The following is a 15515-nucleotide window of genomic DNA, read 5'->3' on the forward strand; positions in this document are numbered from 1 at the left end:
AAGCTCAGCCCTACACCTCAAAATGCGGCCTGTCCTTGAAATTCGGCCAGTCGCCGCCCCAACGCACCCGCGCATCAGCCGCCTTCATCAGCCGCGCAAACTTGCTCAGCAGCAGCCCCGACCATGACACTTCCCCGTCAGGCAGCAGAAAGGCCACGTCCAGCGCCGGCGTAGGCAGCTTGTTGTGGTTGGACTCGCCCCCACGCTTATAGGTCACGATGGGCCCCGGTTTGCTTCTGCCCTGCTCGTAAAGCTCATTCTGACGCTCAGGGCTCCGATAGCACTCGGTGATGATGGGCAGCGCCAGTAGCCGCAACGCCGGGTCACCGACCCAGCGGGCCAGCGCCTGGCTGTAAGCCGCCCGCAACGGAGGCACCGCCTGCGCCAGCCGCGCCGCCTGAATCTTCAGTCCAGCCGACATCAGCATCGGCGCGACCCGCACCGGCTTGGGGGCACGAACAGCCCCCGCGGCAACAGGCTTAGCCGGCGACATGAGCAGAGTCGGTAGGGCTAGACTCAGCAGAAGCAGCCTGCGACGCCGATGGAGCGACTACGGCTCCCACTGCCGGCAGCTTGACCACCGTTTCCGGCTTCTGGAACATCTTGCGTACAGTGGCATAAATCGTCACCACCCCCACTACTACCTGAATTACAACGTGGACGAAAGTCTCGATTTCGTTGGCTGTAGGTGGGGTAAAGGCCGAAGTACTTATTTCCCAAACTGCGCCAGTACTAAGTATCTGGCCGATATGACCGAGTTTTGAGCTGCTGAACAACATGGCTTACTGAAGTAGAATTTTAAATATACACTTTAATGCAAATCTACGTAAGTACCGCCTACTTGAGCCACACCTTATTATTTATCTAATAATTGTATTTTTCAGGGCGCACCCCCTCCGCTTCCGCTGGTCGCTCCGGGGGTCGGGCTGTACGCCACTTCGCTTCGCTACGGCCCTTCGGGCACCTCCCGCTGGTCGGTTGGCTCCCATCCCTTGCGCATTCCTTCCGCGACTTAGTGACACGCCAGCCACAAACCGCCAACGGGACAGGCAGCGCCGGAAAACGGCGCAGCCTGCCCCTGCCGATACCCACCGCCCGCGCCGGCCGCGGCTTCTCAACGGGACTACGATGCCCTTCGTTCGTTCCTTCTCTCCCGCTGGTCGTTCCATCACTCACTACGGGCACTCCGCCCCGCCGCTCCGCCCCGTCCCGCGCTCTGCCTCCCCGCCTACTCCCGACACAGCGAAGCTGCAGCACCACCGCCTACGGGCCGGCCCGCTTCCCGCTGGTCAGCCAGCCGCCCCTACCGAAGCCTACCGCTCCGGCCCGCCTTCCGTTGGTCGGCCAGCCTCTCCCCACACGCCATCAGATACTCGGGCAACAGCCGAAACACCGCCAGCGGGCCGCCTAGCCTTCCGATGGTCGGCCCGCCGCCCCTACCGCAAACCCGCGCCCCAGCCCGCCTCACTCCACGCCGGGCAGCCGGACTGCGCTCCGTACCTCCGCTTGCCGGCCACCCGCCGTTGCGTTCGGCCAGCCTCTACCTGCCCACTTACCGATATGGTGCCCTTCGGGCCAGTGTCCATTGGGGAGTCCCCCAAACCCCCGTATTGCCCTCCGCTTCGCTCTAGGCTGCCTCGGCTTCCGCAGCCAGAAAAAGGCTGCTACATCCTCATAGGGTGCCCTTCGGGCGCGTTGTGCGGCTACGCGCGCACCGGGGGCCTCACGGCCGGCCCCCGCTCCCCCTGGCCGAGGACATTTAAGGGTTTGTTAGGGTAGGGGCCGGGCCAGCGGCTACTGGCAGCTGCTACCGTTGCGGGCAGTGGTGGCCACCGCCGTCAGCGGCAGCGGCAGCGGGCTTCACAGTCCTAGCCCGCCCGGCACCGGCACAGCTGCCGGCGCAGGGGCCGCCAGCCACTCGCAGCGCCGGCCCAGGGCCGCAGCGGCGCGGGCGGCACTTAGCGCCCCCCGGCTTTGCCCGTCCCACGCCACCAGCACCACATCGGCCGCGGCTACTATCGCCCGGTTCCGCACATGGGGCGCGGCCGGGCCGTGGGCCTGGTAGTCGGGCCGCAGCACCCGCAGCGGCACCCCGTTGGCCCGCGCCCATTCAGCGGCCAGCGTGTCAGCTCCGGCCGCGCCACCGCTCACCACCTGGTCGGGGGCCAGCTCCGCCAGCCGGGCCAGCAGCGCCGCGCACCGCGTCACGCTCCGGCTGCCTACCACCGCCACCACCAGCCCACCAGCTGGCACAATCTTATTTTGCATATTTCCCATATCACAAGTTACAACATATAGGCGTATTTCAGTGTATATTGTAGATAAGTATTTACCTATTATAGTGTATATTATTCTACTTTAGTGCGTATATTTGTAAGGTAGTCGGGGGAGAGGCCCCCGGCGCTTCGCGCTAGCGGCGCGTGCAGGGCCCGGCCCGCACCACTCGCGCACTTCACCGCCTAACACTTACAGGCCATGCTCACCGCTTTACAATTCTCGCAGCTTGTCGCCGCCGCTTGGTCGGGCCCGGCCGTTGCGCATTTCGCCACTATCAGCTGCTATGTAGCGCCTGGTGGCTATTCCACCACGCAGTACCAGGCTTCCTACCACATCATCACTCCCACCGGCCAGCCAGAAGGGTGCTACATGCGGCAGTCTGAGTGCCCTTTGCAGGCTATTTCGGAGTCCGTAGCCGCCGCCTACCTAGCCGGGGTGCCTGTTTCTATGCCCCGCACAGCCCGCGTATTGCAAGAGGCCGCCCGTCAGCTGGCCGGTGCCAGCCACCGCGCCGGCTTACCCGGCTTCGCCTATCGCTGCCTCCGCCACCGTTGCGCCCGGCTTCGCCATGCGTAGCGCTATGCTCACCGTGCCGGCCGCTCCCCTTGCGGGGGCGGCTCCGGCCCTGAGTGTGCGCCAGCAGTTGTCCCGTACGCAGGAGGCCTTGTTCGATGCGCGGGAAGTCTTGCTTGCCCTGCGCGACGAGTACCCGCTTCGTCCCGGCCGCTTTACCCGGCTACGCGCCGCCATTCAGCGCAAGCAAGCCGCCCGCGCTGCCTTTCAAGCTGCTGCCAGGGCTTTTCAAGCTAGCCCGGAAGCTGAGCTAATCCACCGCTTGCGCTGCAAGTATGGCCAGTTCTGAGGCCTTACAGGCAGGCCGCTGGTACGCGGCCTGTCTGTACGCTGGCTTCCACATGTGGGCCGTGGTGCGCGACGTAGCCCAACCCGGTACTCGCTTCGGTGGCCCCGGTCATTACCAGCAAGAGGCCGCTCCCGGAGCCTACGCCACCCACGAGCAAGCCCAGGATGCCGCCGATGAGTTGAACCGCAACCAGCAGGCTCCGCACCTGCGACCCGCTGACCGCTACGGTATGCTTCCCGCGCCGGCCGACGACTACCACCCGCACCCGTGGGACCTGAAATAAACCGTCAATTAGTCCGCGCCGCAAAGGTGCGGGCCTACCCCCTTTCACACAATGCCTCTTACCGCTACTACTTACCAGCCCCATTTACTAGACCCCACCAGCGCCGACCCGCAGCCTGTCAGCCCCGGCAACGGCCACAGCTTCAAGCTCGAAGAACTGTACGAACTGCTCGACTGTCAGCGCGTCGACGTGGTGCGCCTCTCGCCCGAGCTGATTCTGATTATCGACGACGAAGGCAAGTTCCGCAACCCGGCTTACCTCAATCTGCTGGCTACCTACCTCTGGCACCGGCACCAGCCCGAAGCCCGCGGCATCGACTGCATAGTAGGCCGCGCCATCCTGTGCCACGACCAGCAATTCAGATAACCACTTAGGGGCCGGTCCACCACGCCGGCCCCGCTTATCCGCTCCCGCATGAAAGCCCCGATTTTCCGCGCCTACGTCCGCCGCGACACCCTAGCCTACGGCTCGCCCTACGTGTGGCAAATGCGCCAGCCGTTCAGCGCCACCACCGCCAACGACTTGCACCCGACCAGGCAGCAGGCCATCAGCGCCATTATCCGCGATGCGCGGCACTTCCAAACCATTCACGAGAACCCCGACCCCCGAAAGGGCTGACCGCATACGGCACCGGGGCCGGCCGCCAACGGGCTCCACCACTACCCAATCACCCCTTATGTCGAAAGTAAAAGAACACGCCGAAGCATTTGAGGCCGCAGTTGGCCGTGTCGCTCAGGTGCTAGGCTTCGCACACCCAGCCGAATACATCCATGACCGAGGCACCAACTCACGAGGAGCCAGATTCCTGGCCGTGGAGGTGCTGGCTGAGTTGCGTGCTGCCGGGTGGGAATTGACCTACCGGGACGCAGAAGATGCCGCCTAGCGGCCCCCAACAACCTTGAAACAGAACACGGCGCCGGGGCCGGCCGACAACGGGCCCCGATTTTTTTATCCCAATCACCGCCCACATGGCAACTACCAAAACTACCGCCGCAGGTGCCGCAGCCGCCGCGCACGCCGTAACCCTCACCACCCCGCAGCCCAGCCGCGCCTACCTCACGGCCACCGTGGACGAGGACAGCGGCGAGCTGACCGAAACCAGCCGCTTCCGCTACCTGGCCGGCCACCCGCGCCAGATTCGTTTCGACGCGAAGGCGGGCCAGTTCAACATCGGCGGCGTTACCCCGCTCGGTAACTCGCTGGAATTCGTGCCGCTGGCCTGGCGCATCTTTCAGGATAATATTCTGAATATGGGCCGCAAGACGTGGGCCGAGCTGTTTTTTGTCGATGCCAAGGGTGCCGTTTGCGCCGTGCTGTTTCACGGCTACAGCGTCGAGAACCTGTATCGCCTCATCGAGCCGCTGTTTTACGACGATCTGACGTTGGCCGATGTGAAGGTGAAAATCACCGCCGAGAAGAAGCAGACCACCAAAGACGGCAAGGCGGCCACCTACTACATCGCGCAGTTCAGCTACACCCCCGCCGACCCGGCCGAGGTGCAGGCCCTGCGCGAGTTCGCCGAGGACTTCCCCATCTGGCGCGAAGAAACCTACACCGGTCTGGCCGAAATCAAGACCAGCGCCGGCTACGCCGCTCCCCAGGCCGACGAGCAGCCGGCCCTGTTGGAAGCCACCGAAGCGGCGCCGGCTGCCGAATAGCCCACCGGACGGGGCCAGCACCGCCACAGCTGGCCCCGCCCGAATCGGCGGCAGGCTTCGACGACACCGCCAGAACCGACAGGGCTAAGCCCGATTCCTCTCCGCTTCTTTTTTTCCATTCCCGTGCTACAACTCCCCGAACTCCGCCAGGAGCAGAACCCAAACTCCCCCGACGAGGCGGCCCGCCTCACGGAGCTGGCCCAGCTGCTCGCCACCACCGCCCCGCTACCCGATTTGCGCGACCTGGCCCCCGCCGTGCGTCAGCTTTTCCCCGAACCGGCTTATCTGGTCGGCTGCGGCGGCTCCCACATCTGGCTGCACCGCGCCGACGAAGCCGGCCGCTTGGCCTGCATCATCGACCAGCACCAGTAGCCCCGGCTACCGACTGCTGATTGCTCACTGTTAACTGTTAATTGACAAATGTTCACCAACCACCGCCACCACGCCGGCCTCACCCAGGAAGCCTACCGCGCCCTGCCTTTCCTGTCCAACACCGACCTGACCGAAACCAAAAACCAGGCCCTCGGCATCACGCGCCAGCCTAACCCGCAGGCGCTGCAATTCGGCAGTCACTTCCATACCGCCGTGCTGGAGCCCGAGCACTACCAGCGCACCACGGAGCGCCTGCCGTGGCAGCAGATTGAGGATTTGGCCGCCGCCGTGCGCCGCCAACGCTTCTGCCGGGACTTGCTTTACCGGGGCCAGGCCGAGCAGACCCATACGGCCACCCACGAAGCCACCGGCCTCACGGTGAAGGTACGCCCCGACCTGACGATCACCAGTTCCAAAACCGGCCGTGTGGTGCTCGTGGACTTCAAGCCCACCAGCGCCCAGGATTACGCTCACTTTTGCGGCGCCATCGAGTTGTACGACTATGACCGCCAAGCCGCCCTTTACTCCGACCTGTTAGGTGCCGCCCGCTTCATCATCATCGGCGTACGGAAGGAAAGCCCGTTCGAGGTGTGGCAGTTCGAGGCGACGCCGGCCCCCGGCCTCATCGAACAGGGCCGCAAGAAGTACGAGCGGCTGCTGAAGGTGTACGCCCAGCAGCCCCGGCCAGTAGTGCCCACCGTGTCGGTGATGCCGGCGCAGACGTGTATTCCAACATACAGCCGGGCATAGACCGTGGCCGCGAAATACCACTTATGGCGCATTCAGCACTAAAAAATGCCTAAACCTGCACTGATGCCTATCCCAAACCAGCCTTCCTTTTGGTAAATCCAATCATTAGAGTATTTACCTAAGCTTTTGTCGAAGCCATAAGCCAGAACGAAGCCTAGGTTATTTCTTGCTAATGTTAAGCTAGCTCCATACGACAGTGCCACATTCGTCTGTGATTTTGAGGTACCGTACAAAGGAGTATCCGCTTTAACAACGCCGTTTTTAATCTCGGCTCCGGAAATACCACCAAATACTCCTAATGTGGCTGAAACATTGGTGATAGCTCTATTAGTGATAATTGACCTTCCTCTTGTCAAACCTACGGTTAAGGCAATATCGGGCCGAGGCGAGATAACGGTTGTTTCGGATTTTTCAGTAGGGCTGATTTCTTCTTTGAATCTGATGCGTGCCGGAATAGTGGCTATTCCGAAACCAAGTGCTCTAAATGGGACGGATAGAACTTTGGTTGGTTCTCCAATTTTTGTTCTTCCATCAGTAAGCTTTATTGGAAAGTCAACATTTATTGGTGTGTCACTATTGACGAAAGCATCTTGGCCTTTATAGCTGTCAGAATCTGGCATTAATCGCCAAAAATCTACTAGGATATTGCCTTTGCTATCAAGTTTTATTACGCAACTCCGAGTAGCGAAATCTGGAATCCTAATCAATCTGTACTTTTTATCCGCAGGATTCGATGTGTCATAATAATTAAGGGTGAAACCTGCACCGTCTATCTGACTTTGACTAAGTCTATGCTTGAAATTTATTCTGTTTTGTCCAAAGGATACAACCGGAACTAACAGCAAAAAAGCTGATACATATACGTGTTTCATAAGTAAGTCTTTAAAAAAGAGAAACTAGCGTGAAAGCACAATACTCTTTGAACTCCCAAAAGAAGTAGGTAGCAAGTCTGTTTGCCACCGTGCCAGCACTGAATTTTAAAAAGCCCCACAAGTGCAAGAATGTATGTATTGCAGGTTACTCAATCCATTTCACATTCTATTCAGAACCATCATAGTCACCGCGTGGCAGTGCTAATTGACCACTCCGGCATGTTCGCCACCTTACTGCTTTTGCTTATTGTGAATGCGTCCCTCTAACCTATCACCCTCAACCAACCCGCTCTTGACCACACATTAGCTCATCCCCATGCTTACCCACCTACACATCATCCAGGACCAGCGCGGGTATACCGTCACCGTCAGCACCACCCACCAGACCCATGCCGGAGCCCTGACCTACTTTACCGAGCTGCTGGCCCAATTCACCCGCGACCATTACCACGCCGCCGCCATCTGCACCGCCCAGGTCGCCGCAGCCGGTGCTACCGTGCTAACCGAGACAATTCCCCTCGTAACTGTGGTAGGACTTACGCAGTTGAACTTTAAAAACCGCCTCTATTGGCAGCAATTGACGTTTTGAATGAGGCTAAGTCTCTTTTGCCGCTTTCGTAACGCGCTGATTTACAGTTTATTGATTTCAACTGCGTAAGTCCTATGTGGTTACAACCGCCGAAGCTGACGAGGGTGCAGCGTGTGCGCCAGCTCAGTTATTCCAATTCGGGCCAAAAGGCAGCCGCAAATCAGGGGGCGAGAACCCGCCATTCTGAACAAATAACAACTAAAAAGGCCGGCCTTTTGTGGGGCCGGCTGCCAATGAAATTGGTGATAACGCTTGTGCTGTTCCAGCTAGGCAGCAACTACGTTACGCCGTTTCACCGAATCTATTTTCTGACCGATTTCCTTTCCAAAATCTTTTAGGGCCAAGTAACAGTATGATTGCGGCGGATTAAGTAGAATCTGGTCGTTTCGTAGGTCTGCCAAGCTAATCGGTTCGGCAAACCGGGCAGCCTCACTGATATGAATTGCAAAAGCGTGCTCGGTCCCATGATAATACTCATCGAAGTCATCCTTCGATATCTGCGCCTCCCTCGCATACTGCGCCCAAACTTCCGATGGACTAGACCGTGTGATTTGGCTGATGAATGCGTAGCCCGTTATTGCTTTCACTGGCGAGCTTTCATAAATAAGAATAACCTCGGATTTATCCAAGTTTGGGGCGACCCGACGAAGCTCAACGGTCTTACTACCTAGTATGATTTTCTCGGCATACTTCGGCTTGATAGACATCAATATTACTTGCATACTAACAAAGTTAGCAGGTTTCGGCATAAATCTTCATGTACAACTCGTGGCTTATCTCGACAGGAGATACAATCTGGTTAGGTTTTCTGTTATGCGCGACTAATATTTTTTGCACGTCACCAAAGCTCATCGGCTTAGTTAGAAGCTCAGTATCTGCAAACTCAAAGCACATGATTGACGCATTGGCATCACCTTTTGCTAAAGATTTAATGTCGCACCACTTGTATATGCCCAGGCCCTCGTACTTACGAAAAAGGCTCTTGGCACTCGATATTGTCACTCCCTCTACATAGGAAGCAGCACGTATCTCGCCGTACTCCTTGCCGCCTTTGCTCTTGGAAACGTACCAGAGAATGCGTCCCTCTTTCGGCAAACGCGGGGAAGCGGCCCGATAGTAAACGTTGCGTCGGCTGAATAGCAGCGTAGAGTCGAAGCCGAAGATATCGGCCTCGCTCATCCGCTCGTCAAAAAGATTTCTAGCCCAGCGGTGCTGAATAGGCACTATGTAGCAAGGCACTTTGGCACCGTCCAATTTAACGGGCCACAGGCACTTTTCGGCATTGAATAGGCTTATTGTATCAGTTTCACCTTTGACAAATACTTGGTTTAAAGGTTCAAGTAGTCCGCCGGCGCTACTTAAATCGTCGCCAACGAGCTTCTTCATGTCTGCGACGCTCACGATGCCGGACGATAGAAATCGATACCAACAGTCGTCACTCGAATCCCGAAAAAAGTTGTATTCGGTCAACGCCTTACGGACAGTGTCCGATACGTATTGGTCGGAGACCCTAACGTAATTTAACCCCTGATTCGAGGCGTCCAGAATAAGCTCCTTGATTTTCCTTTCCGCCAATCTGCTGTGGTTACTCTTACATCTCAACAGCGAAACATCTAGTCCCCTATCCTCAACGCGCCACACGATTACTGCGTGCTGCACCACCTCGCTTCTGTTCGCCTTCCAGACTTCCGCATGATACCGCTCAGGGGTTGCGACAAAAGTCCGCAGCTTGGCCCGCAAGTCGTTGAGTTTCTCTCGGCCTTCGTGAGATACAAATGCCTGTGCGATTAAAGTTATGTTCTCTGCTTTTATTGGAGCAAACGAGGTTTTATGTTCTACAAACCTGGACTCTACATATTTATTATTGTTTTTCAGTTCATCAATATCTACGACTAGATCGACTGGCCGCCTGACGAGCAGACCGTATTTATCGAAAAGCACCTCGCCTTCCTCAATAACAGCGACATCCTGCGTAATAAAGTACCTGGCCTTGGCTGCAATTGCATTCGCCAAGTGAGTTAAATCAGAGTTGTTTCGTTCTGATTCGGAGCGTTTAATGATGTTTTTTATATCCGTCAGAATGTTATCCCTGTTGGTTTTATCATAACGTCTTTCCTCAAACTTGCGAACCTCTTTTCTATTTGCCTCCCGAATAGCACGGTTCTGGTTTCTGTTTATTTCATGATATATCTCATCCGTAACACAGAGCGAGATGTCATCCAGCAACCAGTCGGCAAGAAGTGAGTGGGACTCCTTCGGCGAGGTAGCGTCTTTCGCATTGCACAAGTCATAAAATACATTGGCGTCAATCACTACCCGTAGCTTATCGTCGTCCTCTTTCTCCCCAAAAAGCTCGAGTTGATTGTTGGACAAATAGTACCACCTGGTTAGCGGCTTCCCATCTAAGCTGCGGCCCGTCACCTCGTCTCTAGGCACAAAGCCTAACCTGTTCCAGAGCCGGTTCGCATGCTTATAGTCCCGTCTACATTTCAATGTAATTGCGGAAACGCCTTTCACGACTTTTTTCAGACAATCGAACAGTTGTTCAGGTATTCGCTTACCTCTAGCCGCCTCACTCACGCACAAATGTGTTATCGCAGCGCTGTATTTCGTCTTCACCCGGCGAAATAGTATGTAACCTAATAGGTTGTTGTCTTGCAGGGCCACGATAATATTGCCGCTCTTGGCAAACGGCCCGAATGCCTGAGCAGGCATAAAGCCCAGTGAATTCCGGTTGTCGTCGGCCAGTTCAATCACCTGCTTCAACAAGTCGGTGTTATCCGCATGAAGTAAACGAACCTCTGCTGTCATAGAATCCGGCCATTTAAGGAGTTGCAAACGTCGCAAATAAAGACGTTAGGAATTAATTACTTTGAACTAGCCAGTAACGTCTAGTTGAAAAAGAGCCGACCCCCTCATTGGGAGCCGGCTGATTCTAGTGTTTTTGGCTGACAGAAGCAACAGCAGACCACAACTCTCCGCCATTAAGTCGAAACTTCTTTTTCATTCGCCAAGGTCGCGTCCCTAGGCTTACCTGGATTCTCAGCAGCTAGAGGGCCACGTACTCGCCCCGGACAGCCAGTCTCGCCTGTTCTTAAACTTGCCCTCGCTACCCTTGGGACCCAGTGCCGCCAGCTGCACCGTTCCGTGCCCAAAACGCTCATTAAGCCCGTCCAGCGCCGCCATCATCTTCGCCCCCGGTTCCCGGCCGCGGGCACCGCCGCCGCTGGCTGCGCCTCCCCGAACAAGTCCAGCTGCTGACCGAGGCCGGGCGGCTCCAGCCCCGCCAGCACCACGCCCGCCTTCACATAAATAGCTCCCAGCTCCCAGAGCCGCGCGAGCAGTTGGCTGGCCCGTACCGTTAGCTCCCGCGTGTTGCTGATTGGCACCGGCAGCGTCAACACCGCCGAGCGCGAGTGCCCGGCAGCGTCCGGGCCGAACCTGTTTTTGCTAATGAACACCGCTAGCACATGAGCCAGGTCACCTTGTCGCCGCAGCTTCTCGGCGGCCCGCGCTACGAACGCCGATACCGCCCCCAGCACTGATTCTTTTTCGCGTAACGGCCGCCCGAACGTGCGCGAGCAGCTGATGCTTTGCCGACGCAACGTTCCGTCTTCACTCGGAGCCAGCCCCGCGCAGGGATAGCCTTGCAGCTCCCGCACCAGCCGCGCCCCCACCACGCCGCCCAGGTGCTTGCGCGCCCAGGCTTCCGACACCCGCGACAAATCGGCCGCCGAGTCGATACCCGCCCAGCACAAAGAGCGTCACCCCGTCACCGGCCTGATCCACCGCACCAACGTCTACTACCTCGACAATGGCTATTGGAACTGCTACCGCGAAGATGAATTGAGGACGCTCAACCAGTCACTGTAATTTGCTAAACAGCTGTTCGCTGTGCTTATCTAAGAGCACCAGATTCACCGTCTTCTATTCTATATACAGCATAGAGGGCTGCAACTAAAGAAGTACTGAAGGCGCAGATAGTGCCCACGAAAAATAGAACCAGTCCTATGTGGCACAGTGCTATAGAATTAGTTGTCCAAGCACTTTTTGCCTGATAGTCCACCTCTACCATTGTAGAGTTACAGTCGAAGTTGGCAGCAGGATAATCAGTATTAGCAGCAAAGCCCTTCAAATAATACTTATCATTATCACAATAACATGTACAGTTATGGTACACAAAAATCAAGAATAACAAACCAAATACTCCCAAAGCTAAACACCTTAGTGACAGGTTTTTGTATGAGATTTTACTTATACGGCGTCCCCTTACCTCAAATAATGTAAGTATTAGTATAACAACAATAAACGTTGACAGTTTTTGCATGCCCTTAACTTCAGCAGGCATATTCAATGCCATAGGCAGCACGAATCCCGCTACTGTTGCTACTACCCAAGTCCCGCGTGTTGCGGCTTTGGTCCATGCTTTCTCGAACATGCTCATAAAGGGCTAACGAGGAGGGGTTAAGTCGATAGGACCTTGGTCAGCACCCCCAACAGTCTTTTCTTCCACCCGGCCCACCTTACCACTAGTAGTAGAAACGCACCAAAATTTATATACGCCTGGCAGGAGCCCGCTCTGAGTTACCGATGGTGGCGCAATAAGAGAACCATCCGGTCTAACCCTGGCTTCACAATGCCGACTAAAAGTCACAGGGTCGCAGCCAGCTTTGGCATACCATATCTGATATCCGCTTTTCCCATCCCAACTTGACCTAGGTATTCTTACTGTAACCTTGATGGGGTCAAAAGGCGCTTGCGGGTTGGTGGTATAGTTCGAGACTTTAACTACGAGGTCGGCAAATTCACTCCCCAAAACAGAACCAACCCCCCTCTTAATAATTTGGTCGTCCTGGTACCTTACCAGTGCAGTTGTTACGGTTGCAACTGTAGCTGTCGAACACTCGACGTTGGCAGCATATGCAACAGAAACGCGCATACCGAACACATCAACTAAATTTCGCAAGAATTCAGTATTAGAAATCGCTCTGTCAATTAATTGAAGATTTCTGTAAAGATTGCTCTGAAGGGTAATCGAATCAAGAAGAATATTTTTCGCCATTGGCCTCCCTCTTTGTAGGCTGGCATATTTGTTCTTAGCATTCGCAGTATACTGGAGGCGCTCTTTTAGCTTTTTAAGCTCTGCGCTCAAGTCCGTAAAAACTTTACTGGCTTCCGCGCAGGCATTCGTGTTGTTCTGAGAATATCCTGTTAGACTGGTGAATACGAAAAGAATAGTGAAGAAATGTTTCTTTCGTGGAAGTAAGCAGCGCATTATGAGAGAATGTAAAGTTGGTAGCTGCTTATTTTAAGCCTCTATACCTTCATTTGACAAAAGGGAGCATTGAAGCAAGTAGATATTCTATGACGGCATTTGCATCAGTGCTAACACTGAATTCAACGGTGTCTTTTCCAAAGCCAAGTCAAACGCCACTTGTGCTGGTGGAGCAATGCCAAACCCTCGTTCAAAAAGCATGATTGGATGGCTTGCTCACCACTTCCATCTAGCAATTGATAGCAAAGCATCCTTTCCTCACCGGACGCACTCCGCATAAGAATACCCTCAACTTTTTCTGTCCGCTGTCGATGTAGAGCGCCTGCGTGCCCTTAACGCAAAAGGCCAGCCCCACTAGCGGGGCTGGCCTCTCTCTTGCCGATGGAAACGGACTATTCCAGTACTAGCGTACGCTGTAGCGTCACTTGGCTATTTATTGAATCTGTGAACGTGAAATTCACCTGCTGCCCCGCTTGCATGTCGAAGAAGCTGAAGCTCATTTCATTCTGATTCTGGAAGTCGTAAGCGTAGGGCAGCACGTCATTGACTAAGTGGTAGGAGCCCGATGGCGAGCTAGCCTGCACCTGTACATTCCAGGTTGTCTCATCGACGCGCACGGCTCGCAGCTTGCTCACACTGATAGCCGCCGTGCCGCCGCCATTCGTGGGGGTGACAGGAGTGGAGGGCGGAACGCTGCCCGCCGCTACCGGCTCTCCAAATACCGCCTCATTGGCCAGCAAAGCGCCTTCGTTGCGGTTAACGGCCGGATTAAATAACTGCACCTCCTCGCCGGGTCCGCTGGCCGCCAACAGATTCGCCAGCTGCTCCCCCAGGCCTGCCGTGCGTACGTCGTGCGCGAGCAGAGTTTCCGTGGAAATGTCCACTCCGTAGAGCAGATTGATCCGGTCCAGACGGGCTTTGGCGTCAGCAGCGTTAACGAGCGCTGCTACCAGCGCAACCGCGTACTTTCTCACTTTCGCATCGGCGCGGGCCCGCAGCCGCAGGGCTGTGCGCGTACGGCTGTCGGCCTGTTTTTGATAAGCACTTCTCGGCATAAGTTGAAAAACAGAAGTTAGAATCTAGAACTTAGAAATCAGAATCCAGCGGGGTATAGTCAAAAGCAAAAGGGGAGAGCTTATCCCCGGAACCGTTACCCGATTCTTGGTTTTAAGCTCTCACCTCTACCTTCTAAACTACCCCACGGCCACCACGCTCAGGGCGTTGTAGGCGTTGCTGTTGAGTGGGTACAGCTTACTATTGATCTGCTGATAGAAGTCCACACCCACGGCCACGATCAACGCATCATCCGCCGCGGCTGCCCGCACGAGCTGCAACGTCTCGGCCGGGCGTACCAGGTTGCTGAGCGGCAACTCCGGCGTACTGATTTCGGTGCTGGCTACCGCGCCCGTCTCGAAGTTGATAGCGCCGATGGCCGCCGTGATGCGGTAGTGCGTTGCGCCCTGTGGAGCGGCAATGTCGCGCGAAGGGTTCAGTTCCGACAAACTCACTACGTGGTTGCCCGTGGCTCGGTCCAGCTGCGGCTCGATGCTACCGTAGTACGTACCCGAGAAAGCCGAGCCCGAGTTGAAGTCGAAGCCCACCAGCGCGGTCAGATTTTCCGGTAGGATCTGGCGCCCGCCCCGGTCACTGTCTTCATCAAGGTTGAGAATGAACTTCATCTGCTGCGCCAGGCGCGAGACCATCAGCCTATCCGAGGCCAACGATACCACCCGACGCAAGGCATCGCGCACCAACTTGCCGGCCTTAGCCGCCGTGCCGAACTCCGAGGCGTTTTCGCGCACCCGCTGCATGGAAGCCGACGAATTGAATTGGCTCTTGTTGGAGCTTTGTTTTTGACGCACCGTGCCGTCCTTGGCGAAAACCACGCCGCCCACGGTGCCACTGATTTGGATTACGCCGGTTTGACGTGCCATAGTGGTAAGAAAGAAAAGTGAGGAATAGATTGATGGCTGCTTGCATTACCGACTCCTACCAGGTGCAGCCACCCCGGTACAGTTGCTTGACTTTTGCATTGAACCCGCGCCAGATATGGGGCGGCACCGGTTCCGCCGTACCGCACTTCCACAGACCCAGCCCACGCTGTTGCGCGCTGAGCTGCTCAGCGTATAGGCGGGGGCGTACCCGCCGCTCATCCGCCGCCCAGGCCCATCCCCGGCTGACAAGCAATGAATCCAGCGGCACCGGGCGGCCGGCCGCCGTTGTCGTACCCGTCGGCAGCAACACCGTGCCCAGCGTCCGCCCGTACAGATCGTACCCCGACTTGGCAACCAGCACCACCCGGCCCGCGCGCAGCACCCGGCCCACCGAATCCATTGCCTGCTTGCCGAAGGGCTGCGTCGTTTCCGGCGCGTCCACTCCCAGCAGCCGCAGCCGATACGAGCTGGCCCCCACCATCAGAATGTAGGTATCGGCATCCACCACCCGCACGACCCGCGCCGCCTGCGCTGCCGCCTCGGCTCGCGCTGCAAACGAGGACACCGGCACGTCCACCTCTCCCAGACTGATACAGCCGGACAAAAAGCAACCGAAAACCAAGAGCAGCAGAGTAGGACGGAA

25 protein-coding genes are annotated in these 15515 nt (G+C 56.6%); 12 read left to right on the top strand and 13 right to left on the bottom strand.

What is annotated here, in order from left to right; all coding sequences use genetic code 11:
- Nucleotides 1-10: 10 nt before the first annotated feature.
- On the bottom strand, nucleotides 11-421 hold the full coding sequence (locus VF639_RS23040) for a M15 family metallopeptidase (RefSeq protein ID WP_331148310.1): 411 nt from the start codon (nucleotides 419-421) through the stop codon (nucleotides 11-13).
- A 58-nt stretch (nucleotides 422-479) separates the two neighbouring features.
- Nucleotides 480-779 (bottom strand): hypothetical protein, encoded by a 300-nt coding sequence (locus tag VF639_RS23045; protein ID WP_331148311.1) that lies wholly within the window; start codon nucleotides 777-779, stop codon nucleotides 480-482.
- A gap of 349 nt (nucleotides 780-1128) precedes the next feature.
- Between VF639_RS23045 and VF639_RS23050 the strand changes: the two genes are divergently transcribed.
- Nucleotides 1129-1779, top strand: coding sequence for a hypothetical protein (locus VF639_RS23050; RefSeq protein ID WP_331148312.1), 651 nt, complete (start codon nucleotides 1129-1131; stop codon nucleotides 1777-1779).
- Nucleotides 1780-1860: 81 nt separating this feature from the next.
- On the opposite strand, the gene VF639_RS23055 is transcribed toward VF639_RS23050, so the two are convergent.
- The gene (locus VF639_RS23055; RefSeq protein ID WP_331148313.1) at nucleotides 1861-2268 is read right to left on the bottom strand and encodes an SLOG family protein; all 408 of its coding nucleotides are present in this window, start codon (nucleotides 2266-2268) and stop codon (nucleotides 1861-1863) included.
- A gap of 207 nt (nucleotides 2269-2475) precedes the next feature.
- Between VF639_RS23055 and VF639_RS23060 the strand changes: the two genes are divergently transcribed.
- The 9 genes from VF639_RS23060 (at nucleotide 2476) to VF639_RS23100 (ending at nucleotide 6202) form a co-directional block, all read left to right on the top strand.
- Nucleotides 2476-2853: a hypothetical protein gene (locus VF639_RS23060; protein ID WP_331148314.1), complete on the top strand. Its 378-nt coding sequence runs from the start codon at nucleotides 2476-2478 to the stop codon at nucleotides 2851-2853.
- Nucleotides 2846-3139: a hypothetical protein gene (locus VF639_RS23065; RefSeq protein ID WP_331148315.1), complete on the top strand. Its 294-nt coding sequence runs from the start codon at nucleotides 2846-2848 to the stop codon at nucleotides 3137-3139. Before VF639_RS23060 ends, VF639_RS23065 begins: the two co-directional genes overlap by 8 nt.
- The gene (locus VF639_RS23070; RefSeq protein WP_331148316.1) at nucleotides 3126-3422 is read left to right on the top strand and encodes a hypothetical protein; all 297 of its coding nucleotides are present in this window, start codon (nucleotides 3126-3128) and stop codon (nucleotides 3420-3422) included. Before VF639_RS23065 ends, VF639_RS23070 begins: the two co-directional genes overlap by 14 nt.
- A 51-nt stretch (nucleotides 3423-3473) precedes the next feature.
- Complete coding sequence (locus VF639_RS23075) at nucleotides 3474-3788, top strand: DUF3846 domain-containing protein (RefSeq protein WP_331148317.1); 315 nt, start codon at nucleotides 3474-3476, stop codon at nucleotides 3786-3788.
- Between the two features lie 48 nt (nucleotides 3789-3836).
- Complete coding sequence (locus VF639_RS23080) at nucleotides 3837-4040, top strand: hypothetical protein (protein WP_331148318.1); 204 nt, start codon at nucleotides 3837-3839, stop codon at nucleotides 4038-4040.
- Between the two features lie 58 nt (nucleotides 4041-4098).
- The gene (locus tag VF639_RS23085) at nucleotides 4099-4305 is read left to right on the top strand and encodes a hypothetical protein (RefSeq protein ID WP_331148319.1); all 207 of its coding nucleotides are present in this window, start codon (nucleotides 4099-4101) and stop codon (nucleotides 4303-4305) included.
- A gap of 85 nt (nucleotides 4306-4390) precedes the next feature.
- On the top strand, nucleotides 4391-5080 hold the full coding sequence (locus VF639_RS23090) for a hypothetical protein (RefSeq protein ID WP_331148320.1): 690 nt from the start codon (nucleotides 4391-4393) through the stop codon (nucleotides 5078-5080).
- A 123-nt stretch (nucleotides 5081-5203) separates the two neighbouring features.
- Nucleotides 5204-5452: a hypothetical protein gene (locus VF639_RS23095; protein ID WP_331148321.1), complete on the top strand. Its 249-nt coding sequence runs from the start codon at nucleotides 5204-5206 to the stop codon at nucleotides 5450-5452.
- 48 nt (nucleotides 5453-5500) lie between these two features.
- Nucleotides 5501-6202 (top strand): PD-(D/E)XK nuclease-like domain-containing protein, encoded by a 702-nt coding sequence (locus VF639_RS23100; protein ID WP_331148322.1) that lies wholly within the window; start codon nucleotides 5501-5503, stop codon nucleotides 6200-6202.
- A gap of 38 nt (nucleotides 6203-6240) precedes the next feature.
- Here VF639_RS23100 and VF639_RS23105 read toward each other — a convergent pair whose 3' ends face one another.
- The gene (locus VF639_RS23105; protein WP_331148323.1) at nucleotides 6241-7074 is read right to left on the bottom strand and encodes a hypothetical protein; all 834 of its coding nucleotides are present in this window, start codon (nucleotides 7072-7074) and stop codon (nucleotides 6241-6243) included.
- A gap of 316 nt (nucleotides 7075-7390) precedes the next feature.
- Here VF639_RS23105 and VF639_RS23110 point away from each other — a divergent pair, with 316 nt between their 5' ends.
- Entirely contained in the window at nucleotides 7391-7663 is a 273-nt protein-coding gene (locus tag VF639_RS23110) for a hypothetical protein (RefSeq protein WP_331148324.1), read from the top strand.
- A 266-nt stretch (nucleotides 7664-7929) separates the two neighbouring features.
- Here the strand turns inward: VF639_RS23110 and VF639_RS23115 are convergent, their stop codons facing one another.
- From VF639_RS23115 to VF639_RS23125, 4 genes are all read right to left on the bottom strand, one after another.
- Nucleotides 7930-8385: an ASCH domain-containing protein gene (locus VF639_RS23115; protein WP_331148325.1), complete on the bottom strand. Its 456-nt coding sequence runs from the start codon at nucleotides 8383-8385 to the stop codon at nucleotides 7930-7932.
- Nucleotides 8386-8395: 10 nt separating this feature from the next.
- Nucleotides 8396-10510: a GNAT family N-acetyltransferase gene (locus VF639_RS23120; protein WP_331148326.1), complete on the bottom strand. Its 2115-nt coding sequence runs from the start codon at nucleotides 10508-10510 to the stop codon at nucleotides 8396-8398.
- 195 nt (nucleotides 10511-10705) lie between these two features.
- A complete protein-coding gene (locus tag VF639_RS25445) occupies nucleotides 10706-10852 on the bottom strand; it encodes a DUF4113 domain-containing protein (RefSeq protein WP_414654786.1) in 147 nt (48 codons plus the stop codon).
- On the bottom strand, nucleotides 10849-11379 hold the full coding sequence (locus VF639_RS23125; protein WP_331148327.1) for a DinB/UmuC family translesion DNA polymerase: 531 nt from the start codon (nucleotides 11377-11379) through the stop codon (nucleotides 10849-10851). Before VF639_RS23125 ends, VF639_RS25445 begins: the two co-directional genes overlap by 4 nt.
- Here VF639_RS23125 and VF639_RS23130 point away from each other — a divergent pair.
- Nucleotides 11357-11536 (top strand): hypothetical protein, encoded by a 180-nt coding sequence (locus VF639_RS23130; RefSeq protein WP_331148328.1) that lies wholly within the window; start codon nucleotides 11357-11359, stop codon nucleotides 11534-11536. The genes VF639_RS23125 and VF639_RS23130 overlap by 23 nt on opposite strands.
- Before the next feature lie 25 nt (nucleotides 11537-11561).
- Here VF639_RS23130 and VF639_RS23135 read toward each other — a convergent pair whose 3' ends face one another.
- The 5 genes from VF639_RS23135 to VF639_RS23155 all read right to left on the bottom strand — a co-directional run.
- Nucleotides 11562-12107, bottom strand: coding sequence for a hypothetical protein (locus tag VF639_RS23135; protein WP_331148329.1), 546 nt, complete (start codon nucleotides 12105-12107; stop codon nucleotides 11562-11564).
- Nucleotides 12108-12113: 6 nt separating this feature from the next.
- Nucleotides 12114-12938: a hypothetical protein gene (locus tag VF639_RS23140; RefSeq protein WP_331148330.1), complete on the bottom strand. Its 825-nt coding sequence runs from the start codon at nucleotides 12936-12938 to the stop codon at nucleotides 12114-12116.
- Between the two features lie 392 nt (nucleotides 12939-13330).
- Entirely contained in the window at nucleotides 13331-13993 is a 663-nt protein-coding gene (locus VF639_RS23145; RefSeq protein ID WP_331148331.1) for a hypothetical protein, read from the bottom strand.
- A 138-nt stretch (nucleotides 13994-14131) separates the two neighbouring features.
- Nucleotides 14132-14872 carry a hypothetical protein gene (locus tag VF639_RS23150; protein WP_331148332.1) on the bottom strand — a complete coding sequence of 247 codons (741 nt, stop codon included), beginning with the start codon at nucleotides 14870-14872 and terminating at the stop codon, nucleotides 14132-14134.
- Between the two features lie 55 nt (nucleotides 14873-14927).
- Nucleotides 14928-15515 (bottom strand): thermonuclease family protein (locus VF639_RS23155; protein WP_331148333.1); only part of this gene is annotated, 588 nt, incomplete at its 5' end.

The sequence above is a fragment of the Hymenobacter sp. genome (assembly GCF_036387835.1).
Lineage (GTDB): Bacteria > Bacteroidota > Bacteroidia > Cytophagales > Hymenobacteraceae > Hymenobacter.